Source organism: Streptomyces sp. NPDC058289 (genome assembly GCF_042880975.1).
Lineage (GTDB): Bacteria > Actinomycetota > Actinomycetes > Streptomycetales > Streptomycetaceae > Streptomyces > Streptomyces stoeckheimensis.
Genome location: NZ_JBHVYI010000024.1, coordinates 78,645 through 100,884 on the forward strand (window position 1 = coordinate 78,645; position 22,240 = coordinate 100,884).

Here is a 22,240-nt window from a genome sequence, read left to right on the forward strand (position 1 = left end):
CGTTCCGCTATACGGACGGGGGCTTACGTCCAGCGGGCGGTCCCCCGTAGATTCCCTGCGCTTACGCAGATGATCAACGAGGGGACGACGGATCATGACGGAACCGGAACCGGAAGCCGCACGGGCGGTACGGGACGCGGCGAGTCCGGGCACCACGCCGGACTCGCCTTCTCCATCAGGGGGCATGTCCCCCAAGGCCGTGGCCGTGTGGGTGCTGGTCGGCCTCGTGGGGGCCATCGGCTGGGGCGTGCTGGCGCTCTCGCGCGGCGAGGAGATCTCGGCCGCCTGGCTGCTCGCCGCCGCCCTGGGCTCGTACGCGATCGGCTACCGCTTCTACGCGCGCTTCATCGCGAACCGCGTACTGAAGGTGGACAAGACCCGCGCCACCCCCGCCGAACGCCTTGACAACGGTGTCGACTTCCACCCGACCGACCGAAGGGTGCTTTTCGGCCACCACTTCGCCGCCATCGCCGGCGCCGGACCGCTCGTGGGTCCCGTCCTCGCCTCGCAGATGGGCTACCTGCCCGGCACGATCTGGATCGTCGTCGGCGTGATCTTCGCGGGCGCCGTCCAGGACATGGTCACGCTCTTCTTCTCCACCCGGCGCAACGGCCGTTCGCTCGGCCAGATGGCCCGGGACGAGATCGGCCCGGTCGGCGGCGCCGCCGCACTGATCGGCGTCTTCGCCATCATGATCATCCTGCTGGCCGTGCTGGCCCTGGTCATCGTCAACGCGCTGGCGCACTCCCCGTGGGGCGTCTTCTCCATCGGCATGACCATCCCGATCGCCCTCTTCATGGGCTTCTACCTGCGCGTCCTGCGCCCGGGCCGGGTCACCGAGGTCTCCGTCGTCGGTGTGGCGCTGCTGCTGCTCGCCATCGTCGCGGGCGGCTGGGTCGCCGAGTCCTCGCTGGCCGACACCTTCACGCTGGAGAAGGAGACGCTGGTCCTCTGGATGATCGCCTACGGGTTCGTGGCGTCCGTCCTGCCGGTGTGGATGCTGCTCGCCCCGCGCGACTACCTCTCCACCTTCATGAAGGTGGGCACCATCGGGCTGCTCGCCGTGGGCGTGGTCATCGCCATGCCGACGCTGAAGATGCCCGCGGTCACCGACTTCGCCTCCCGCGGCGACGGCCCGGTCTTCGCCGGTTCGATGTTCCCGTTCGTCTTCATCACCATCGCCTGCGGGGCCCTGTCCGGCTTCCACTCCCTGGTCTCCTCGGGCACCACCCCGAAGATGATCCAGAAGGAGACCCAGGTCAGGGTCATCGGCTACGGCGCGATGCTGACCGAGTCCTTCGTCGCCATCATGGCGATCATCGCGGCCTGCATCATCGACCCGGGCCTGTACTTCGCCATCAACTCCCCCGGCGGGGTCGTCGGCGCCACCGTCGAGACGGCCTCGCAGGCCGTGACGAACTTCGGCTTCGCCATCTCCCCCGAGGCCCTCACCCAGGCCGCGAAGGACGTGGAGGAGACCAGCCTGCTGTCCCGTACGGGCGGCGCTCCGACCTTCGCACTCGGAATGTCGGAGATCTTCTCGGCCGTGATCGGCGGCGCCTCGATGAAGGCGTTCTGGTACCACTTCGCGATCATGTTCGAGGCCCTCTTCATCCTGACGACCGTGGACGCCGGCACCCGCGTGGGCCGCTTCATGCTCCAGGACACCCTCGGCAACGTGCACAAGTCCTTCAAGGACGTCAGCTGGAAGCCGGGCGTCTGGTTCGCCAGCGCGGTCGTCGTCGGCGGCTGGGGCTACTTCCTGTGGGTCGGCGTCAAGGACCCGCTGGGCGGCATCAACCAGCTCTTCCCGCTGTTCGGCATCGCGAACCAGCTGCTCGCGGCGGTCGCCCTGGCCGTCTGCACCACCCTGCTGATCAAGTCCGGCCGACTCAAGTGGGCCTGGGTGACGGGAGTTCCGCTGGCCTGGGACCTGGCCGTCACGCTCACCGCCAGCTACCAGAAGATCTTCTCCGACAACCCGAAGATCGGCTTCTTCGCGCAGCGGGACGTCTACCAGGACGGGATCGAGGCGGGCAAGGTCCTCAAGCCCGCCAAGAACATGGACGAGATGCACACCGTGGTCACCAACGCCACCGTGGACGGCGTCCTGTCGGTGTTCTTCGCCCTGCTGATCATCATCGTGCTCGTGGACGCCGCCCGGACCTGCCTGGGGGCCATCCGCAAGCCCGAGTCGGTCACCCTGGCCGAGGTCCCGTGGACCGAGTCCAAGCTCGTCGCCCCGGCCGGTCTGATCCCGACCGCCGAGGAGCGGGCGGAACTCGCCGCCGCCGGCCTCGACTCGGGCGGGGGCCGCGCGAAGGACTCCGTACGGGAACCCGCGTGACGCGCCTGCGCCACGCGCTGGGCCGGGCCCGGTTCTTCGTACGGGAGTTCTCGGGCGAGGCGGCCTACGACCGCTACGTGGCCCACACCCGTACGCACGACCCGGACGCGGTGGTCCAGTCGCGCCGGGCCTTCGAACGGGCCCGCACGGACGCCCGCGAGGGCGACCCGCGCGAAGGGTTCCGCTGCTGCTGAACCGGCTGCCGCCGACTCAGCGGGCCGAAAGGGCCGCCCCGTCTCCGCCGTCCCGGCGGGTACGCGGCGGCCCTTTTCCGCGTCCTGCCCCTCCTGTCGCACACTCGGTGGCATGGACATCATCATCAGGACGGCGGCGGCCGCCGAATACGAAGAGCTCGGCGAAATCACCGCACGGGCGTACCTCGACGACGGACTGCTCGACTTCGCCGAGGACGACCCCTACCTGAGCAGGCTGCGCGACGTTCCCGGCCGGGCACCCGACGGCGAGGTGCTCGTCGCGGAGTACGAGGGCACGCTGCTCGGCGGTGTGACCTTCGCCCCTCCCGGCAGCCCGCTGTGCGATATCGCGGGCCCCGGCGAGGCGGAGTTCCGGATGCTGGCCGTCTCCCCGGCGGCACGCGGACGCGGCGCGGGCGAGGCCCTCGTACGGGCCTGCGTGAGCCGCGCCCGGGAGCTGGAGGGTGTGAGCCACCTGGTGCTGTCGACCACGGAAAAGATGCTCGGCGCGCACCGGATCTATGACCGGCTGGGCTTCGTACGGACGCCCGAGCGCGACTGGTACCCGGTTCCGGGGCTGCCCCTGCTCACCTACCGCCTGGAGCTCTAGCGGTGCACCGCCCGCGAGGAGCGACACAACATGTGGGGGCTACCGCAAGCACCGGCCCCCACATGTATGCTCATGCTCGCTGTCGTCGCAGGGGAATCCGGTGAGAATCCGGAACTGTCCCGCAACGGTATGAAATGCACCGACCCGCTCGGCGCATCCGCAAGTCCGAGGACCTGTCGACAGTGCGCCCGGCTCGACCGATCCGGGTGCAGACACGTCCGGGCCCCGCGGTTGGGCCGGTGGACGCCACGTGGTGCACGCGCACTGCCCTGCCAGGCACGCGCTCCCCCACGTGCGCCCCCTCGCGCCCCGCACCAACGGTGTTCCCGGAGCCGAGCGAGGGAGAGCTCCCCCCGTGACCATCGCGCCTTCCGCACCGCGCGCCGAGTCCGACCCGTCCGCCTATGAGGGTCCGGGGGCCGCGCTCCTGCGCACGCTCACCGAGCTGACCGCCGACCTGCCCGACACCGACCCCGGCCGGGTCGCCGCCGCCGCGCTGCGCGGCCGCAGCGCCGCCGCCGACGAGGCGGAGCTCCGTACGCTCGCCACCGAGGCGGCCGCCGGGCTGATCTCCGAGGACCCGGCGTACTCCCGGCTCGCCGCCCGCCTGCTGACGCTGGCCGTCCGCGACGAGGCCGCGGGCCAGGGCTCCGGCTCCTTCTCCGGCTCCATCGAGGTCGGCCACCGCGAGGGGCTCATCGCCGACCGCACCGCGGACTTCGTACGCCTGCACGCGAACCGGCTCGACGCGCTGGTCGAGCACGCGCTCGCCGAGGGCGCCGACGACCGCTTCGGCTTCTTCGGCCTGCGCACCCTGCACAGCCGCTACCTGCTGCGGCACCCGATCACCCGCCAGGTCATCGAGACCCCCCAGTACTTCATGCTGCGTGTGGCCTGCGGCCTCGCCGAGAACGAGAGCGTCCAGGCCGTCGAGGAAGTGGCCTCGCTGTACCGGCTGATGAGCCGCCTCGACTACCTGCCCTCCTCCCCCACCCTCTTCAACTCCGGCACCCGCCACCCGCAGATGTCCTCCTGCTACCTGCTGGACTCCCCGCTGGACGAGCTGGACTCGATCTACGACCGCTACCACCAGGTCGCGCGCCTCTCCAAGCACGCCGGCGGCATCGGCCTCTCGTACTCCCGCATCCGCGCCCGCGGTTCGCTGATCCGCGGTACGAACGGCCACTCCAACGGCATCGTGCCGTTCCTGAAGACCCTCGACGCCTCCGTCGCCGCCGTGAACCAGGGCGGCCGCCGCAAGGGCGCCGCCGCGGTCTACCTGGAGACCTGGCACGCGGACATCGAGGAGTTCCTGGAGCTCCGCGACAACACCGGCGAGGACCAGCGCCGCACCCACAACCTGAACCTGGCCCACTGGGTGCCGGACGAGTTCATGCGCCGCGTGAACGCCGACGCCGACTGGTCGCTGTTCTCCCCCGCCGACGTCCCCGAGCTGGTCGACCTGTGGGGCGACGAGTTCGACGCCGCCTACCGCAAGGCCGAGGAGTCGGGCCTGGCCCGCAAGAGCATGCCCGCCCGCGACCTGTACGGCCGGATGATGCGCACCCTCGCGCAGACCGGCCAGGGCTGGATGACCTTCAAGGACGCCTCCAACCGCACGGCGAACCAGACCGCCGAGCCGGGCACCGTCGTCCACTCCTCGAACCTCTGCACCGAGATCATCGAGGTCACCAACGACGGCGAAACGGCCGTCTGCAACCTCGGCTCGGTCAACCTCGGCGCCTTCGTCCTGCCCGGGACGGGCGACGTCGACGGCGACATCGACTGGGAGCGCCTGGACGAGACCGTCCGCACCGCGGTCACCTTCCTCGACCGCGTCGTGGACATCAACTTCTACCCGACCGAGCAGGCCGGCCGCTCCAACGCCCGCTGGCGTCCGGTGGGCCTGGGCGCGATGGGCCTCCAGGACGTCTTCTTCCAGCTGAACCTGCCCTTCGACTCCCCCGAGGCGAAGGCCCTGTCCACGAAGCTCTCCGAGCGCATCATGCTCGCGGCGTACGAGGCCTCCTGCGACCTGGCCGAGCGCAGCGGCCCGCTGCCCGCGTGGGAGCAGACCCGCACGGCCCGCGGCGTCCTGCACCCCGACCACTACAACGTCGAGCTGAACTGGCCGGAGCGCTGGGACGCGCTGCGCGCCCGGGTCGCCGCGACCGGCATGCGCAACTCCCTGCTCCTCGCCATCGCCCCGACGGCGACCATCGCCTCCATCGCGGGCGTGTACGAGTGCATCGAGCCGCAGGTCTCCAACCTCTTCAAGCGCGAGACCCTGAGCGGTGAGTTCCTCCAGGTCAACGGCTACCTGGTGCAGGAGCTCAAGCGGCTCGGCGTCTGGGACGCCCAGACCCGCGAGGCGCTGCGCGAGTCCTCCGGCTCGGTCCAGGGCTTCGGCTGGATCCCGGCGGAGGTGCGCGACCTGTACCGCACGGCGTGGGAGATCCCGCAGCGCGCCCTGATCGACATGGCGGCGGCCCGTACGCCGTTCCTCGACCAGTCCCAGTCGCTGAACCTGTTCCTGGAGACGCCCACCATCGGCAAGCTCAGCTCGATGTACGCGTACGCCTGGAAGCAGGGCCTGAAGACCACGTACTACCTGCGCTCGCGCCCGGCGACGAAGATCGCCCGCGCCGCGTCCGGCTCCGCCGTCCCGGCCGCCGCCACCCCGCTCCCGCAGGCCGTCGACGCCGACGCGCTGGCCTGCTCCCTTGAGAACCCCGAGTCCTGCGAGGCCTGCCAGTAATGAGCACCACCCAGTCCACCAAGAACCTCCTGGACCCGGGCTTCGAGCTCACGCTCCGCCCCATGCGCTACCCGGACTTCTACGAGCGCTATCGGGACGCGATCAAGAACACCTGGACGGTGGAGGAGGTCGACCTCCACTCGGACGTCGCCGACCTCGCGAAGCTGACGCCCTCCGAGCAGCACATGATCGGCCGTCTGGTCGCCTTCTTCGCGACGGGCGACTCGATCGTCTCGAACAACCTCGTGCTGACCCTGTACAAGCACATCAACTCCCCGGAGGCGCGCCTGTACCTGTCGCGCCAGCTCTTCGAGGAGGCCGTGCACGTCCAGTTCTACCTGACGCTGCTCGACACCTACCTGCCCGACCCGGACGACCGCGCGGCCGCCTTCGACGCGGTCGAGGAGATCCCGTCGATCCGCGAGAAGGCGCAGTTCTGCTTCCGCTGGATGGACTCGGTGGAGAAGATCGACCGCCTGGAGACGGCCGCCGACCGCCGCCGCTTCCTGCTGAACCTGATCTGCTTCGCCGCGTGCATCGAGGGCCTGTTCTTCTACGGCGCCTTCGCGTACGTCTACTGGTTCCGCTCCCGCGGCCTGCTGCACGGCCTGGCGACGGGCACCAACTGGGTGTTCCGCGACGAGACCATGCACATGAACTTCGCCTTCGAGGTCGTGGACACGGTCCGCAAGGAGGAGCCCGAGCTCTTCGACGACGCGCTCCAGCAGCAGGTCGTCGACATGCTGAAGGAGGCCGTCGAGGCTGAGCTGCAGTTCGGCCGCGACCTCTGCGGTGACGGCCTGCCGGGCATGAACACCGAGTCGATGCGCGAGTACCTGGAGTGCGTCGCGGACCAGCGCCTGGTCCGCCTCGGCTTCCCGCCGGTCTACGGCTCGCAGAACCCGTTCTCCTTCATGGAGCTCCAGGGCGTCCAGGAGCTGACGAACTTCTTCGAGCGCCGCCCGTCGGCCTACCAGGTCGCGGTCGAGGGCACGGTCGACCTGGACGAGGACTTCTAGGCCTCCGTCACGTGGTGTCGGCGCCCCCGCCCATGGGGAGACCGGCTCGGTCCGCCGAGTCGCAGGGCGGGGGCGCTTCGCCGTTGCGGGTGTCGCCGCTCCCGCGGGACCTGCGCGCGCTGCTCGGCCGCACGGATCTGCCGGTCCAGGCGGCGCTCGCGCGCGGCCCAGTAGAGGGAGGGGCCCAGCAGGACGGCGGCGACGGTCAGGACGACGAGGTAGTCGAGGAACGTGTTCATGACTCCACTCTCGCCACCGCGGCCGAAACGGGACAGTGGCAGGACTGTCATGAAAGAGCGAATTACTGCCACACTGGAGTCATGCTGAAGCCTTCCTCCCTCAACAACGTGGCCGTGGCCGTGGTGAACGGGGTCACCCCCTTCGAGATGGGCATCTTCTGCGAGGTCTTCGGGGTCGACCGCAGCGCCATGGGCCTGCCGACCTACGACTTCGCCGTCTGCGCGATGGAGGAGAACCCGATCACCGTGGGCGACGGCCACTACAGCCTCACGCTCCCCCACGGACCCGAGCGGCTGGAGGAGGCGGACCTGATCTGCCTGCCCGCCGACCGCGAGGCCCCCACCCGCGTGTACCCGGAGCCGCTCCTCGAAGCCCTGCGGCGGGCCGTGGACCGGGGCGCACGGGTGCTGAGCGTGTGCAGCGGGGCCTTCATGCTGGGCGCGGCCGGGCTGCTGGACGACCGGCGCTGCACCACGCACTGGATGCACGCCCCGGCCCTGGCACGCCGCTTCCCGCGGGCCAGGGTCGACCCGGACGTGCTCTACGTGGACGAGGGCCCGGTCATCACCTCGGCCGGTACCGCCTCCGGGATCGATGCGTGCCTGCACCTGGTCCGGCAGGAGCAGGGCGCCGAGGTGGCCAACACCATCGCCCGGCGGATGGTCGTACCGCCGCACCGGGACGGCGGGCAGGCGCAGTACATCCAGCGTCCGCTGCCCCGCACCTCCTGCGACACGGTGGGCGAGGTGATCGGCTGGATGGCCCGCCACCTGGAGGAGGAGATCACGGTCGAGCAGCTCGCGGAGCGGGCCCACATGTCCGCGCGGACCTTCGCCCGCCGCTTCCTCCAGGAGACGGGGACCACCCCGTACCAGTGGGTGCTGCGCCAGCGGGTTCTGCTGGCTCAGGAGCTGCTGGAGGCCACCGACGAGACCGTGGACGCGATCGCGGGCCGCTGCGGCTTCGGTACCGCGGCCGCCCTGCGCCACCACTTCCTGCGGACGCTGAACACCACCCCGAACGCCTTCCGCCGCACGTTCCGGGGCCCGTCCGCGGCCTGACGTCCGGCCGAGTCCCTCAGCTGATCGAGAACTTCCCCCTTCTTGATCGTTTTCGCCCTACGGTTTGGTGGTTCACATACGACAGGGGGGTTCCCATGACTCGCGCCATCCGGACCGTCGGCCGGCACCCGGCCACGGCCGACCCGAGCGACCTCGGCTGGGACTAGCGCCCCGCCGTGCCGCGCCGAGCCGCGGCAAGCGAAAGGCGCCCCGCTCCTGACCGGAGCGGGGCGCCTTTCGCGTACGGGAGGGTGCGGCTACGCGTTCGGAACCGTCTCGTAGCGCGGGGTGCCCTCTTCCATCTGCCGCAGCGCGTCCTTGCGGTCCCGCTTCGAGAGCCGGTCGATGTACAGGTAGCCGTACAGGTGGTCGGTCTCGTGCTGGAGGCAGCGCGCGAAGTAGCCGGTGCCCCGCACCTTGATCGGGTTGCCCTGCGCGTCCTGGCCGGTCACCTCGGCGTAGTCCGGGCGGGCCAGCGAGGCGTAGGCGGTCGGGACCGACAGACAGCCCTCGTTCGAGTCGTCGAGGATGCGGGCGGCGGCCGGCAGCTCGACGAGCTTCGGGTTGATCACCACGCCCGTGTGACGGTTGCCGTCGTCGTCCGGGCAGTCGTAGACGAAGACCTTGGCGTCGACGCCGATCTGGTTCGCGGCGAGGCCCACGCCCTCGGCGGCCTTCTGGCTGGCGAACATGTCGTCGATCAGCTGCGCCAGCTCGTCGCCGAACTCGGTGACGTCCTTGCACTCCCGGTGCAGGACCGGGTTGCCGACCACCGTGATCGGGCGGGCGGTGCCGCGCTCGCGGTGGGCGAGCTCGCGCGCCTCACAGTCCTCGGTGTCGACGACGTACCCGTCGTTCACGCTCTCGACAACGTCGTTCTCCTGCTGCGCCATGTCCGCCGTACGCCTTCCGTAAGTCCACCAGTCACCGATGTGCCGGTACAGACTACGGCCCCGGCTCAGCAGACCTCTTCGAGATCCCGCCACTCCCGGCTGTCCGGACTGTCCGCGACCCAGCCGTCGAGCAGCCCGCGCACCAGGCCCGCCGGCGCCGCGATCCCGCACTCCCGCTCGGGCACCCACAGCGATCCGGACCCGGCCGTACGGTGACCCAGCGGGCCGGGGTGACCCGGTTCGCTGTGGTCGTGCGGGTCCAGGTGCTCGCCGTCGCCCTCGCCGCTCGGCATGGCGCTCTCCGAGCAGGTCCGGCACAGCAGCCGCACCGAGGAGGACCAGTCCTCGGCGGCGAAGCCGGCGTCGGAGGCCAGCTGCTCAAGGGCGTTGCGGTCGGCCTCGGTGGCCGCCTCCAGGAGCACCACCCAGGTGGGCACCGGAGAGGGTGCCCACAGCTCGATCTCGTCGAAGACGGGGTACGAGGGCCCGGCCGCGGTGACGCGCTCGCCGTGCGGGACCCCGTCGTGCAGGACCACCTCGCCCCAGCGCCGCCCCGAGGAGGGCAGCGGGATCGACAGGACCTCCATGCGGGCCGGGTCCAGCCTGCGGCCCCAGACCACCTCTGCCTCGCCCTCGGGCGACAGCCGCACGGCCGCGCTCCCGAGCTCCATGCCGACCGGTTCGCCGTGGGGGTGACCGCTGCCGGCCGCGCCGTGCGGGTCTCCGGGCACTTTCAGCCCGTACGCCTGCCAGGCGCGCCGGGCCAGCGGCCAGTCCTGCAGGGCGGTCGCGGCGATGCCTACGTTCCACCAGTCCGGGGCGCCGGTCTCCCGGTCGAGCAGGGCCACGGCGCGCAGCCCGGCGGCCCGCGCCTGCTCCCAGTCGTGGCGGAACTTGTGGAGCAGCGCCAGGTTGAACCAGGACTCGGACAGCCAGGGTTCCAGGTCCGCCGCTCTGGTCAGCAGCGCGCCCGCGTCCTCGTACCGACCGTCGCCGATCAGCGTGAACGCGCGGTCGGTGGCCTGCCGCCACGAGGCGGAGGGCCGATGCCGTACCTTCCCGAAGATCCTCACGATTCCCGCCTGCCGGACACTCTTGCTCGGGACACTCCTGCTGCGAACATTCCTGCTGGGAACACTCTCACTGGCATCCAACCATGCCCACTCGGACGGCCGCTCATTACCCATGGGTTACCCAGGCGGGACGGGTACGACTCTGGCACGTCCGCCCCGGGCGAGCACCCTGGCGAGACACTCCACGACTTCCGGCTGGTAGTCGTGCCCGGTCCCCAGGCGCAGCCGCTCCAGGGCCTCCAATGAGCCGCCCGGGTGACGGGCCCCGCCGGCGAGATCGTCGTACGCGTTGACCGTGCGCACGATCCGGGCGGCGACGGGCTGGTCGCGGTACGGGTCCGCCTGCAGCTCGACGACCACCGCGACCTCGGCCGGGACCCCCGTCTGGCGGGCCACCTCGCCGCCGAGACCGGCGATCCGGCGGGCCTCGGCCTCGGGCAGCTCGGCGGTGGCCCCGGCCGGGACCGGGTCGACGAGGGAGAGCTGCCCGATGTCGTGCATGAGGGCGGCGTACTCGAGCACCGTGATCTCCCGCTCCGAGAGGCCCAGCTCCCGGCCCACGGCGCAGCTGAGCGCGGCGACCCGGCGGGAGTGGCCGGGCCGGGTGTAGCCGGCGATCTCGGTGGCGCGGGCGAGGGAGGTGATGGTCTGGCGGTAGGTGGTGCGGATGGCGGTGATCCGGTGGAAGGACATCTGGGTCAGGAGCAGCGGCACGCTGAAGACGGGCACCGCCCACAGACCGGCGACGGCGACCCCGAGGGCCATGACCACGCCCGTGGCGCAGATCGCGGAGCCGATGCCCAGCTGGGCGCGGAGCTCGTCGCGGAGCAGGGGGACGAACGGCCAGCCGGTCCGGGCCCCGGCGAGGGCGGCGCCGAGGACGGCGTCGCACAGGGCCGTGAGCCCGAGGACGAAGACCAGGAAGAGCACGAGGTACGGGCCCTGGCCGGCCCAGCGCTCCAGCTGCCCGGAGTTGTAGAGCGGCTGGAAGCAGACGGCGGCGAAGGTGACGGTGAGGACGCGGCGGGCCAGGTGGTCGAGGGCGGGTCCGCGGCCCCGGGCGATGTGCGGGACGATCCCGAGGAGCGCGGCCGTGACCACGACGGCGACGATCTGCAGGACCCCGTGGTGGGTGGGGGCTCCGGCGTTCTGCCCGAGCAGGGCGTACGCGAGCGCCCCGGCGGATCCGAGCGGCGCGGGCTGCTGGCGGGCGGCGTCGCCGCTGTCCCGGCGGGCGAGCTCGCCGATGGTGATCAGGGCGCCGAAGGCGAGGGCGTTGCCCGGCTCGACCAGGCCGTTCCAGACGGTGTGCCCGAGCGCGGCCGCGGTCAGCACCCCGGCGGCCCCGCGGACGGTGCCGACGGCCCAGCCCCTCACGCGTTGGCTCCCGTGGCGGGGGCGGACGGGGGGCCTGGGGTTCCGGGCGCCTCCTTGCCGGCCGCTCCGGGCTCGGCGGCGGGCCCCGGCACGCAGTGGCAGGGGTCCCCGGCCGCGGCGGCCGGGATCGGGCCGCTCGCGGTCCCGCGGGCCTGGGACGGGGCTCCGGCCGGGGCGGCCTGGGCGGGCAGTCCGGTCAACGCCGCGCCGGCGGGCACGGCCTCGCGCAGGGCCCCCTGCGCCCCGGCGGCGGCCCCTTCCCGGAACTGTGGCTCGCCGGCGCCGGCCGGGATCACCTGGAGGTCGTCGTCCGAGGTCACCTTCGGATGCCAGCCCTGGCGGCCGATCGCGTCGACCAGCGCCCGCACCATGTCCGGGTCGAACTGGGCCCCCGCGCAGCGTTCCAGCTCGGCCAGGGCGACCCGCACCGGCCGGGCCCTGCTGTACGACCGGGTCGAGGTCATCGCGTCGAAGGCGTCGGCGACCGCCACGACCCGGGCGAGCACCGGGATCTGTTCCCCGGTCAGCCCGTACGGGTAGCCGGAGCCGTCCACCCGCTCGTGGTGGTGCAGGATCGCCGCGCGGGCCTCCCCCAGGAAGCCGATGCCGCGCACCATCTCGTGTCCGTACTCGGGGTGAAGTTCGATGATCCTGCGCTCTTCGGGGGTCAGCGGTCCGTCCTTGCGCAGCAGCCGGGTCGGGACGCCGAGCTTGCCCACGTCGTGGAGGATGCCGGCGATGCGGACGACTTCGAGGCGTTCCTCGCCCATGCCCAGCTCGCGGGCGATCATCGCCGAGGCCTGCCCGACCCGCTCGCTGTGGCCGCGCGTGTAGCGGTCCTTGATGTCGACGGCCTGGACCAGCGCCCTGATGGTGGCCTGGTGGGCGGCGCGCTCGCGGTGGTACTGGGCGAAGACCCAGCAGGAGATGTACATGGGCAGCAGGACGAGCAGTGCGGCCGGGAGTCCGTACGGGCTGCGCCACATGACGGCCATCATCAGCCCGGCGAGGCCGTGCACGCAGTGCGGGGCGAGGGACCGGGTCGCGAGGCCCCGCCAGGCGGTGGCGGCGGGGCGGCGTTCGGCGGCGGCGAGGATGCAGCCGTCGAGGGCGGTCAGCACCAAGCAGAAGACGACGGCCGCGGCGGCGGCGGGGAGCATCACGTACGGGAAGTCGGCGACCCAGGCGGCCGGACCCTCGGGACCCTCCGGGCCCGGCGGCCCGGTCCCGCCGAAGGAGCCCGTGCCCAGCGGCCCGGGCCCGCCCAGCAGCCCGTAGACCTGCCCGGCGGTCCAGGCGGCTATGGACTGCTGCGCCCCGTGCCAGATGCGCCGCACCCATGCGGGCCGCGCCGTCACGGTCCCGGCGAGTCCGCCGGGCAGTGCGACGAGGGCCGCCGCGGCCGGTGGCAGGAGGAACACGGAGGCGAGCACCACCGGGAAGAAGGAGCCGAGTCCCTCGGGCACCCGGTGGCCCATGAGGGGGCACACCTTGACGAGTTCGCAGCCGAGGTAGAGCACGGAGAGCAGACCGATGGAGGGCCACGGGGTGGCGGAACCGGTGACGGCCGGGGCGACGCACGCGCAGGCGGCCAGGACCGCGCACAGGACGTAGGCGCGCGCCAACGGCGGAAGTACCCGCATGGCGCTCTCCTCCCCCTGAGCCGTGCAAGTCAGGTACGAATCAAACCAGTACCGAATGGGGAGAATAAGTGGGCCCGGGAGCGAGGTGGGCCACATTTTTGCATTGCGCCATGCGGACGCCCCCGGATTACCACCTTCGAGTGAAGGAAGTGCCCTTCCGGGGGCGGCTGTTCAAGATTGTTCAATCAGGTACTACTCCACCGGCGAACATGGCCGGTTTTCAACTTTTTCAGCCCGCCGCTGATCCCGGCATCGGCTCGACGACGGCCGGTTCGGGTGGAGCGGCCGTAATGTCATGGTCCGGCACGGCCTGCCCCGAACGGATGAGCTCGATCCGTCCCATCACCTTCGAGCGCAGATCGGTCGGCACGTCGTCCGATCCGCAGCAGCGCTTGACCAGCTTCTTCACGGCCTGTTCCAGGCCGTACTTCTCCAGACAGGGATTGCACTCGCCGAAGTGCGCCTCGAACTTCGTGCAGTCGCTGTCGGGCATCTCTTGGTCCAGGAACTCATAAAGGTGGTCCAGGACCTCGGAGCACTCCGTCTCGTGCGCATCTCCGCAGCTCATGAGCCCGAGCCTTTCAGGTCGTTCGACTCTCCCGCGCCGGCCGGGACGAGCCCGCGCTCACGGGCGTAGTCCTCAAGCATTCCACGGAGTTGACGGCGGCCACGGTGCAGTCGCGACATGACCGTACCGATGGGTGTACCCATGATGTCCGCGATCTCCTTGTACGCAAAGCCCTCTACGTCGGCAAGATAGACCGCGATGCGGAACTCCTCCGGAATGGCCTGGAGCGCTTCCTTCACATCGGAATCGGGCAGGTGATCGAGAGCCTGCGACTCGGCGGAACGCAAGCCCGTCGACATGTGCGACTCGGCGCGCGCAAGCTGCCAGTCCTCGATCTCCTCCGCCGCACTGCGCTGGGGTTCGCGCTGCTTCTTGCGGTACGAGTTGATGAAGGTGTTGGTCAGAATGCGGTACAGCCACGCCTTCAGGTTGGTGCCCTCGCGGAACTGGTGGAAGGACGCGTATGCCTTCGCATACGTCTCCTGGACCAGGTCCTCGGCGTCGGCCGGATTGCGCGTCATGCGCAGGGCGGCCGAGTACATCTGGTCGAGGTAGCCGAGGGCGTCCCTCTCGAAGCGCGCATTGCGCTCCGGGGTCGTCTCCTCCGCGTGGCCTTCGTCGGTCCCAGCGACAGGACCCACCTCCTCCGACTGCGTGGCGACTCCGAAAGCGGACCCGCTCGAATCGGAGAATAGTCGACCATCCCGGTCGCCCGCCGCCCGAACCGAGCCGCGCTTGGGCGCGGGCAGCACTGTCCAGTCCAGGTCAGCGGCCTGCGGACGGTTCTGGCTGATGACCTGGGTCATGCGTTGCCTCTCCTCCGACGTGTTCCTGTGCGTACCGACATCCGGGACAACAGACGGCCTGGGTGACGCATTCCCCGGCAGGGCGCGGATTCCGGACCAAAGCCACCCCGGGAGCGGGGCGTAGGTCACACCGCGAGCCGCCCGAGCCACTCGGCCACCGCCCCGGTGATCACTGCCAGGGCCTCCTCCTGCGTGGGACCGGTCTTCTTCGGCACGGCGAAGCCGTGGTCCCCGCCCTCCACTTCCACCAGCTCGTACGAGGCTCCGCGCGCTCCCCGCGCCGGGAACTCCTCCGGCCGCCCGAAGGCGTCGCGGCCCCCCTGGACCACCAGCGCCGGCCGCCCGGCGCCCAGCAGCTCCTCGGCCCGGGACTTCTCCGGCCGGCCCGGCGGGTGCAGCGGGAAGGCCAGCGCGAGCACCCCGGCCGCGCCCAGCTCCGCGGCGGTCCGGCAGGCCACCCGGGCCCCGGCGCTGCGGCCGCCCGCGACGACGGGCAGCCCGGGCTCCGCGAAGGCGGGCCACAGGGCGTTCCAGCCCGCGTCCAGCACCTTGGGCGCGGCGGCGACCTTCTTCCCGGCGACCCGCCAGGGCTGTTCGGCGAGCGCCACGGTGATCCCCAGGGCGGGCAGGGCTGCGGCCAGGGCCTGGAGGTCCCGGGCCTCGATCCCGCCGCCGGCTCCGTGGCCCAGGGCGAGCACCAGGCGGGCCTTGCCCGCCGGGGCCGGGTGCCAGGTGATGCGGGCCTCGCCCGCCGGGGTGCCGATGATCTCGGTGCGCTCGGTGCGCGTGCTGCTCATGCCCCGATCATGCCGTCGGCGGCGGCCGTCGGAGTGACGCCGGGGCCGTACGGAGCCGGAGCCAGCCGGAAGGCCGGGCCCGTCCGGAGCGGCGGGACCGTCCGGAACGCCGGGGCGGGCCGTCCGGAACGCCGGGGCCGTCAGAAGAGCGTGCCCTCCTCCGGCCCTTCCAGTTCCTCCAGCAGTTCGGGCCCGTTGTTGCGGACGTTGCTCGCGGCCGTGGACACCGGATAGGCGCGCATCAGCCCGCCGGGCGGAGGGGCCAGCAGGGCCTGGAGCTCGTCGGGGTCGGTCCGCGCCGGGTCCAGCCAGGCGTCCCACCGGTCCGGGGTGAGCATCAGCGGCATCCGGGGGTGGATGTCGGCGAGCGAGCGCGGACCCTCGGCGGGTGCGACGCCGAGCGGACCGGTCTCGGCCTCGGCCGTGATCACCGAGCAGGTCGCCCACCAGGCGAGCGGGTGCTCGTCGGGCAGGGTCCGGTCGCGCCAGAACTCGTATATCCCGGCCATGGCGAAGACGGAGCCGTCGGAGGGGAGGACGAAGTAGGGCTGCTTGCGCATCCGCTTCTTCTTGCCCTCGACCTCGAGCTGCCGCTCGTCGTGGGCGGTGACCCACTCGTAGTAGCCGTCCGCCGGGATGATGCAGCGGCGCTGCGCGAAGGGGCGGCGGAAGGACGGCTTCTCGGCGATGGTCTCGGACCGGGCGTTGATCATCCGGGCGGCGCCGTCGGGATTCTGCGCCCAGGACGGGACGAGCCCCCATTTCAGGACCCTCAGCTGGCGAACCGGACGCGGACTCGGAGCGTCTTTCAGGGGACGGTCGAGGACGACGTGGACCTCTTTCGTCGGAGCCACGTTCCAGTCGGGTGCCAGCGTCTCCTCCGGCTCCCACCGCTCCACCCCGAAGACCTCGGCCAGCTCCTCCGGCCCACGACTCGCTGCATACCTTCCGCACATGGCTGCCACACTGCCATGTCACCCGATCGCCACCACAAGGAGTCCGCCACCTCATGAACACGAGCACCACGGCCGGCCTGTGGGACCGGCTCACCGGCATACAGGCGGCGCCCGACCAGTGGCTGGTGATCGCGACGGGGCTGGTGGCGCTCGTCGCTGTGGGCCCCCGGCCGGTGTGGCGACTCTCGCGCAACGCGATCACCATCGCGCACGAGGGCGGTCACGGACTGCTGGCGCTGCTGACGGGCCGCAGCCTGGACGGGATCCGGCTGCACTCGGACACCAGCGGGGTCACCGTCAGCCGCGGCAAGCCCACCGGCCTCGGCATGGTCCTCACCGCCACCGCCGGATACACGGCGCCCTCCCTGCTCGGCCTCGGCGGGGCGGCCCTGCTCTCGGCGCACCGGATCACCCTGCTGCTGTGGGCGGCGACCGCCCTGCTGCTGGCGGTGCTGGTGATGATCCGCAACGCGTACGGGCTGCTGACGGTGCTGGTCACGGGCGCCACCTTCGTACTGGTCTCCTGGCTGGCCCCCGCAGACGTACAGGCGGTCTTCGCGTACGCCGTGGTGTGGTTCCTGCTCCTCGGCGGCGTCCGGCCCGTCTTCGAGCTGGGCGCGAAGCGCCGGCACGGCGGAGCGCCCGATTCCGACGCGGACCAGCTCGGACGGCTCACCCACGTGCACCCGGTGGTGTGGCTGCTGCTCTTCCACGTGGTGGCGCTGTGCTCGCTCATCGGCGGCGGCCGCTGGCTGCTGGCCCTCTGACCGACCCGGCCCGGCGGGCGTCCGCCCGCCGAGACTCCCCCGGTGATCAAGATCTGCGGCCGTGGGAAGCCACTAAAGTGGGGGCCATGACCGAGACCCCCGCGCTCCCCGCCCTCTGGCCCGCCCCGCTCGCCGACACCGCCGTCCAGGCCACCGTCACCGTGCCCGGGTCCAAATCGGTCACCAACCGCGCCCTCGTGCTCGCCTCGCTCGCCTCCGAGCCGGGCTGGGTGCGCCGCCCGCTGCGTTCGCGCGACTCCCAGCTGATGTCCGACGCGCTGCGCGCGCTGGGCGTCGGCATCGAGGAGACGGTCTCCTCCAGCTCCGCCGGCGAGGGCGACAACGGCGAGGCCTGGCGGGTCATCCCGGCCGCGCTGCACGGCCCGGCCACGGTCGACGTCGGCAACGCGGGCACGGTCATGCGCTTCCTGCCGCCCGTCGCCACCCTCGCCTCCGGCGACATCCGCTTCGACGGGGACCCGCGCTCCTACGAGCGCCCCCTGGGCCAGGTCATCACGGCGCTGCGCACGCTCGGCGCCCGCATCGACGACGACGGCCGCGGGGCGCTGCCGCTGACCGTCCAGGGCGGCGGGGCCCTGGAGGGCGGGACCGTCGAGATCGACGCGAGCAACTCCTCACAGTTCGTCTCCGCGCTGCTGCTCTCCGCCCCGCGCTTCAACCAGGGCGTCGAGGTCCGGCACGTGGGCACCAACCTGCCGTCCATGCCGCACATCCGGATGACGGTGGAGATGCTGCGCGCGGCGGGCGCGCAGGTCGACACCCCCGAGTCCGGCGGCGAGAAGAACGTCTGGCGGGTCGCCCCCGGCGCCCTGCTCGGCCGCGACCTGGTCGTGGAGCCGGACCTCTCCAACGCGCAGCCCTTCATGGCTGCGGCCCTGATCACCGGCGGCACGGTCACCATCCCGGACTGGCCGCGGCGCACCACGCAGCCCGGTGACGCGCTGCGCCGGATCTTCACGGAGATGGGCGGCTCCTGCGAGCTGACGGACGCCGGCCTGGTCTTCACCGGCACCGGCAAGATCCACGGCATCGACGTGGACCTGCGCGAGGTCGGGGAGCTCACCCCGGGCATCGCGGCGGTCGCGGCGCTGGCCGACTCGGAGTCGGTGCTGCGCGGGGTCGCGCACCTGCGGCTGCACGAGACGGACCGGCTGGCGGCGCTCACCAAGGAGATCAACGGGCTGGGCGGCGATGTCACGGAGACCGCGGACGGTCTGCGGATCCGGCCGCGCGCGCTGCACGGCGGCACCTTCCACACGTACGACGACCACCGGATGGCCACGGCCGGCGCGGTGATCGGCCTGGCGGTGGAGGGCGTGCTCATCGAGAACGTGGCGACGACCGCGAAGACGCTGCCGGACTTCCCGAAGATGTGGGCGGACATGCTCGCCCGGGCCGAAGCGGCTCCGGCAGGCGTGGGAGCGTAGGGCCGGTCATGCGCAGGTACGGGAAGCACACCGACGAAGACGACATCCCCCAGCGGCCCAACCCCAAGGGCAACCGGCCGCGTACCACCATCCGCCCCAAGCACGAGGACGCGGCCGAGGGCTTCGTCCTCACCGTGGACCGCGGCCGGCTCACCTGCCTGGTCGAGGACCGTCCGGTGCACGCGATGAAGGCCCGCGAGCTGGGCCGCAAGGCGGCGGTGGTCGGGGACCGGGTCTGGATCGTCGGTGACCTGTCCGGCAAGAAGGACACCCTCGCCCGCATCGTGCGGATCGAGGCGCGCAAGTCCGTCCTGCGGCGCACGGCCGACGACGACGACCCGTACGAGCGCGTCGTCGTCGCCAACGCCGACCAGCTCGCCATCGTGACGGCGCTGGCCGATCCCGAACCGCGCCCCCGGATGATCGACCGCTGTCTGGTGGCCGCGTACGACGCCGGGCTGGAACCGCTGCTGGTCCTCACGAAGTCCGACCTGACCTCCGCGGACAAGATCCTGGAGATCTATTCGACCTTCGGCCTGAACTACGTGGTCACCAACCGCGAAGAACTGGCGACGGGCGACGCGGCCGAACGGGTGCGCGAACGCCTGAACGGCCGGATCACCGCCTTCGTCGGCCACTCGGGCGTCGGCAAGACCACCCTGGTGAACTCGCTGGTCGCCGAGGGCCGCCAGCGCGCGACCGGCGTGGTCAACGCGGTGACCGGCCGGGGCCGGCACACCACCACCTCGGCGCTGGCGCTGCCACTGCCGGGCGGGGACGGCTGGGTCATCGACACCCCGGGCGTACGGTCCTTCGGCCTGCACCACGTGGACCCGTCCCGGGTCATCCTGGCCTTCCCGGAGCTGGTGCCGGGCACGGAGCAGTGCCCGCGTGCGTGCAGCCACGACGAGCCGGACTGCGCGCTCGACAAGTGGGTGGAGGACGGCCACGCGGATCCGGCGCGGCTGTACTCGCTGCGACGGCTGCTGCAGACGCGGGAGCGCCGCGAGGGCGACTGATCGGGCGGGCAACCGATCGAAGGGTGAAGGACCGGCGGGGTTTGCCGTCACCGATGTCTGGTAAATGCATAATCGCACCAAGTGACGCTCGGGCCGGGCCCGAGAGCGCGTCACATGACGCGGGGAGGCATGCGCCATGGCGTGGCTGCTGGTCGTGGTCGCCGGGATCCTGGAAACGGGGTTCGCGGTCTGCCTCAAGCTGTCGCACGGCTTCACCCGGTTGTGGCCGACCATCGCCTTCGCGTGCTTCGCGCTCGGCAGCTTCGGTCTGCTGACACTGGCCCTGAAGAAGCTGGACGTGGGACCGGCCTACGCGGTGTGGACCGGCATCGGGGCGGCCGGTACCGCGATCTACGGAATGATCTTCCTCGGAGATCTGGTCTCCACCCTCAAGCTCGTCTCGATCTCGCTGGTGATCCTCGGCGTCATCGGGCTCCAGCTCTCGGGATCGTCCCACTGAGCAGCCTGAGCAGCCCGGCCCGGCCCGGCCCCGGCGGCTCGGCCGGAGCGACCAGGTAGGACAGCGCGAGCCGCACGGCGAGCTCGCACCGCTGCGCCCCCTCCTGCGCCCCGAACACGGCATGGGCCCGCTCGCGGACCTCGCGGATCAGCTCGGCGGGCCCCAGCGCGGGCAGCCCCGGCCGGACCCCGCGGCCGGCCGGGACGGGTAAGTTGCCGTTCCAGCACCCCGTCAGCAGGGCCCGTACGAGGGGGCGCTCACGGCCCGCGCGGACGGTCCACTCCACGACCGCCGCCAGCCGCTCGGCCGGAGCACCCGAGGAGGACAGGGCCCGGTCCACCCCGTCGAGGTACCAGGCCGCGTCGCGCCGGACCAGTGCGTGGCCCAGGCCCGTCTTGCCCGCGAACTCGTTGTAGAGGGTCTGCCGCGAGACCCCGGCGGCGGCCGCCACGTCGATCATCCGCACGGCCGGCCACGGGCGCGCCGCGAGCGCCGCTCCCGCCGCTTCGAGCAAGGACTCCCGGGCCGTGGGCACCGTCGCCTCCCCTTCGACGCCTCCGGTCGACGTCTCCGCCAGAGTTGACGGACCGACAGATCCTGTCAAGGGTGCCCGTGCCGCACCGTGGACGCCCGCCCCCTCGGCCCGGCCGTCTCGGTAGGGTTCTGGCATGCCCGAGTATGACGATGACCTGCGCCTTGCCCTCGAACTCGCCGACGCGGCGGACGCCGCCACGATGGAGCGGTTCCGCGCCCTCGACCTCAAGGTCGAGACCAAGCCCGACATGACCCCGGTGAGCGAGGCCGACACCGCCACCGAGGAGATCATCCGGGCCGGGATCTCCGCCGCGCGGCCCGACGACGCCATCCTGGGCGAGGAGTACGGACTCAAGGGCGACGGCCCGCGCCGCTGGGTCGTGGACCCGATCGACGGTACGAAGAACTACGTGCGCGGCGTTCCGGTGTGGGCGACGCTGATCTCGCTCATGGAGGAGCAGGCCGACGGCGCCTTCCGTCCCGTCGTCGGCGTGGTGTCCGCGCCGGCACTGGGCCGCCGCTGGTGGGCGGCGCGCGGTCGGGGCGCCTACACGGGGGGCGCGCTCGGCGAGACCACCGCGCTCGGCGTCTCCAAGGTCGCCACCCTGGGCGACGCCTCCTTCGCCTACTCCTCGCTGAGCGGCTGGGAGGAGCAGGGGCGGCTGCCCGGCTTCCTGGATCTGACCCGCGCGTGCTGGCGTACGCGGGGCTACGGCGATTTCTGGCCGTACATGATGGTCGCCGAGGGCTCGCTCGACCTGTGCGCCGAGCCGGAGCTGAACCTGTGGGACATGGCGGCCCTGGCGGTCGTGGTGGAAGAGGCCGGCGGCCGTTTCACCGCTCTGGACGGGGTGGAGGGCGTACACGGCGGCAACGCGGCGGCCTCGAACGGGCTGCTGCACGCGGAGATGCTGGACCTGCTGCGCCCGCGCGGCTGACGCCCACGGGACGGGCGCGCGCCGCCGCGGCGGTGGCCTGCGCCCGTACGTGCCGAATGCGACCCTTACGCGCCTCCTTGCTGGCACTGCGTGTGCGTGGGAATCTGAGACTCCTCCGCTTGTGCGCTTGTGAAGGACTTCTCTAAGTGCGGCCCTTTCTCGCGCACCCCACCCAAGCGGAGGGACTCACCAGGAGGTGGCTCTCTTCATGCTCGTCCGCGACGCCATGAGCACCGTGATCCTCACCCTCGGACCCACTCACACCCTGCGACAGGCAGCCTGCCTGATGTCCGGCCGGCGCGTCGGCGCCGCCGTCGTCCTCGACCCCGAACACAGCGGCATCGGCATCCTGACCGAGCGCGACATCCTCAACTCGATCGGCGCGGGCCACGATCCCGACCGGGAGTCCGTGGGCGCGCACACCACCAACAACGTGGTCTTCTGCACCCCGGAGGCCACCGTGCAGGAAGCCGCCGAGGCGATGGCCCACGGCGGCTTCCGTCATCTGATCGTCCTGGAGCACGGCGGCCCGGTGGGCATCGTGTCCGTACGCGATGTGATCCGCTGCTGGGCCCCGGCGCGGCGCACTACAGTGCCCGCCTCCGTCCCCGCGTAGGAACGGCCGACGGGCCGGCGCCCCCCCCAGGGGGGGGGCCGGGCCCGCGGCGGCGGGCGGCAAGGGGGGCGGAGGGGGCGGGGGGGGGGGGCGCCGGGGGCCACAACAGGGCGGAC

General features: G+C 71.9%; 21 protein-coding genes, 1 pseudogene and 1 riboswitch. Of the genes and pseudogenes, 12 read left to right on the forward strand and 10 right to left on the reverse strand.

The features are described 5' to 3' along the window. Positions 1–184: 184 nt before the first annotated feature. From ACFVX6_RS15075 to ACFVX6_RS15095, 5 genes are all read left to right on the forward strand, one after another. Entirely contained in the window at positions 185–2,347 is a 2,163-nt protein-coding gene (locus ACFVX6_RS15075; protein WP_389691515.1) for a carbon starvation CstA family protein, read from the forward strand. After that, entirely contained in the window at positions 2,344–2,541 is a 198-nt protein-coding gene (locus ACFVX6_RS15080; protein ID WP_389691474.1) for a CstA-like transporter-associated (seleno)protein, read from the forward strand. Before ACFVX6_RS15075 ends, ACFVX6_RS15080 begins: the two co-directional genes overlap by 4 nt. 112 nt (positions 2,542–2,653) lie before the next feature. Beyond that, on the forward strand, positions 2,654–3,151 hold the full coding sequence (locus tag ACFVX6_RS15085) for a GNAT family N-acetyltransferase (RefSeq protein ID WP_389691476.1): 498 nt from the start codon (positions 2,654–2,656) through the stop codon (positions 3,149–3,151). Between the two features lie 91 nt (positions 3,152–3,242). Continuing rightward, a riboswitch (cobalamin riboswitch) is annotated at positions 3,243–3,325 on the forward strand. Positions 3,326–3,506: 181 nt separating this feature from the next. Further along, positions 3,507–5,909: a ribonucleoside-diphosphate reductase subunit alpha gene (locus tag ACFVX6_RS15090; protein ID WP_389691478.1), complete on the forward strand. Its 2,403-nt coding sequence runs from the start codon at positions 3,507–3,509 to the stop codon at positions 5,907–5,909. Continuing rightward, positions 5,909–6,928, forward strand: a complete 1,020-nt coding sequence (locus tag ACFVX6_RS15095) for a ribonucleotide-diphosphate reductase subunit beta (RefSeq protein ID WP_389691480.1) — start codon at positions 5,909–5,911, stop codon at positions 6,926–6,928. The genes ACFVX6_RS15090 and ACFVX6_RS15095 overlap by 1 nt, the downstream gene beginning before the upstream one ends. Here ACFVX6_RS15095 and ACFVX6_RS15100 read toward each other — a convergent pair. After that, positions 6,925–7,167: a hypothetical protein gene (locus tag ACFVX6_RS15100; protein WP_389691482.1), complete on the reverse strand. Its 243-nt coding sequence runs from the start codon at positions 7,165–7,167 to the stop codon at positions 6,925–6,927. The two genes, ACFVX6_RS15095 and ACFVX6_RS15100, sit on opposite strands and share 4 nt — an antisense overlap. A gap of 81 nt (positions 7,168–7,248) precedes the next feature. Here ACFVX6_RS15100 and ACFVX6_RS15105 point away from each other — a divergent pair, with 81 nt between their 5' ends. Then, positions 7,249–8,229 carry a helix-turn-helix domain-containing protein gene (locus ACFVX6_RS15105; RefSeq protein WP_389691484.1) on the forward strand — a complete coding sequence of 327 codons (981 nt, stop codon included), beginning with the start codon at positions 7,249–7,251 and terminating at the stop codon, positions 8,227–8,229. Positions 8,230–8,486: 257 nt separating this feature from the next. Here ACFVX6_RS15105 and def read toward each other — a convergent pair whose 3' ends face one another. From def to ACFVX6_RS15145, 8 genes and pseudogenes are all read right to left on the reverse strand, one after another. Beyond that, positions 8,487–9,122 carry a peptide deformylase gene (def, locus tag ACFVX6_RS15110; RefSeq protein WP_389691486.1) on the reverse strand — a complete coding sequence of 212 codons (636 nt, stop codon included), beginning with the start codon at positions 9,120–9,122 and terminating at the stop codon, positions 8,487–8,489. 65 nt (positions 9,123–9,187) lie between these two features. Then, a complete protein-coding gene (locus ACFVX6_RS15115) occupies positions 9,188–10,195 on the reverse strand; it encodes a tetratricopeptide repeat protein (protein WP_389691488.1) in 1,008 nt (335 codons plus the stop codon). Positions 10,196–10,312: 117 nt separating this feature from the next. Next, positions 10,313–11,572 (reverse strand): HD-GYP domain-containing protein, encoded by a 1,260-nt coding sequence (locus ACFVX6_RS15120; RefSeq protein WP_389691490.1) that lies wholly within the window; start codon positions 11,570–11,572, stop codon positions 10,313–10,315. 275 nt (positions 11,573–11,847) lie between these two features. Then, positions 11,848–13,215 (reverse strand): annotated as a pseudogene (locus tag ACFVX6_RS15125) (HD-GYP domain-containing protein); the annotation flags it as partial. Between the two features lie 229 nt (positions 13,216–13,444). Further along, positions 13,445–13,783, reverse strand: coding sequence for a mycothiol system anti-sigma-R factor (gene rsrA, locus ACFVX6_RS15130; protein WP_389691492.1), 339 nt, complete (start codon positions 13,781–13,783; stop codon positions 13,445–13,447). Beyond that, a complete protein-coding gene (locus ACFVX6_RS15135) occupies positions 13,780–14,424 on the reverse strand; it encodes a sigma-70 family RNA polymerase sigma factor (protein ID WP_008741505.1) in 645 nt (214 codons plus the stop codon). Before ACFVX6_RS15135 ends, rsrA begins: the two co-directional genes overlap by 4 nt. A gap of 290 nt (positions 14,425–14,714) precedes the next feature. Next, positions 14,715–15,386 (reverse strand): alpha/beta family hydrolase, encoded by a 672-nt coding sequence (locus tag ACFVX6_RS15140; protein ID WP_389691494.1) that lies wholly within the window; start codon positions 15,384–15,386, stop codon positions 14,715–14,717. A gap of 140 nt (positions 15,387–15,526) precedes the next feature. After that, complete coding sequence (locus ACFVX6_RS15145; protein ID WP_389691496.1) at positions 15,527–16,342, reverse strand: SOS response-associated peptidase; 816 nt, start codon at positions 16,340–16,342, stop codon at positions 15,527–15,529. A 53-nt stretch (positions 16,343–16,395) separates the two neighbouring features. On the opposite strand from ACFVX6_RS15145, the gene ACFVX6_RS15150 reads away from it, so the two are divergent. The 4 genes from ACFVX6_RS15150 (at position 16,396) to ACFVX6_RS15165 (ending at position 20,036) form a co-directional block, all read left to right on the forward strand. Beyond that, positions 16,396–17,109 carry a M50 family metallopeptidase gene (locus ACFVX6_RS15150; protein ID WP_389691498.1) on the forward strand — a complete coding sequence of 238 codons (714 nt, stop codon included), beginning with the start codon at positions 16,396–16,398 and terminating at the stop codon, positions 17,107–17,109. An 86-nt stretch (positions 17,110–17,195) separates the two neighbouring features. Beyond that, on the forward strand, positions 17,196–18,557 hold the full coding sequence (gene aroA, locus ACFVX6_RS15155) for a 3-phosphoshikimate 1-carboxyvinyltransferase (protein ID WP_389691500.1): 1,362 nt from the start codon (positions 17,196–17,198) through the stop codon (positions 18,555–18,557). An 8-nt stretch (positions 18,558–18,565) separates the two neighbouring features. Further along, positions 18,566–19,576 (forward strand): ribosome small subunit-dependent GTPase A, encoded by a 1,011-nt coding sequence (gene rsgA / locus ACFVX6_RS15160; RefSeq protein ID WP_389691502.1) that lies wholly within the window; start codon positions 18,566–18,568, stop codon positions 19,574–19,576. 136 nt (positions 19,577–19,712) lie between these two features. Beyond that, positions 19,713–20,036 (forward strand): multidrug efflux SMR transporter, encoded by a 324-nt coding sequence (locus ACFVX6_RS15165; RefSeq protein ID WP_365617591.1) that lies wholly within the window; start codon positions 19,713–19,715, stop codon positions 20,034–20,036. On the opposite strand, the gene ACFVX6_RS15170 is transcribed toward ACFVX6_RS15165, so the two are convergent. After that, positions 20,002–20,571 carry a TetR/AcrR family transcriptional regulator gene (locus ACFVX6_RS15170; protein ID WP_389691504.1) on the reverse strand — a complete coding sequence of 190 codons (570 nt, stop codon included), beginning with the start codon at positions 20,569–20,571 and terminating at the stop codon, positions 20,002–20,004. The genes ACFVX6_RS15165 and ACFVX6_RS15170 overlap by 35 nt on opposite strands. A 133-nt stretch (positions 20,572–20,704) precedes the next feature. Here ACFVX6_RS15170 and hisN point away from each other — a divergent pair, with 133 nt between their 5' ends. After that, a complete protein-coding gene (gene hisN / locus ACFVX6_RS15175; RefSeq protein WP_389691506.1) occupies positions 20,705–21,508 on the forward strand; it encodes a histidinol-phosphatase in 804 nt (267 codons plus the stop codon). 208 nt (positions 21,509–21,716) lie between these two features. After that, positions 21,717–22,124 (forward strand): cyclic nucleotide-binding/CBS domain-containing protein, encoded by a 408-nt coding sequence (locus ACFVX6_RS15180; RefSeq protein WP_389691517.1) that lies wholly within the window; start codon positions 21,717–21,719, stop codon positions 22,122–22,124. Positions 22,125–22,240 lie beyond the last annotated feature (116 nt).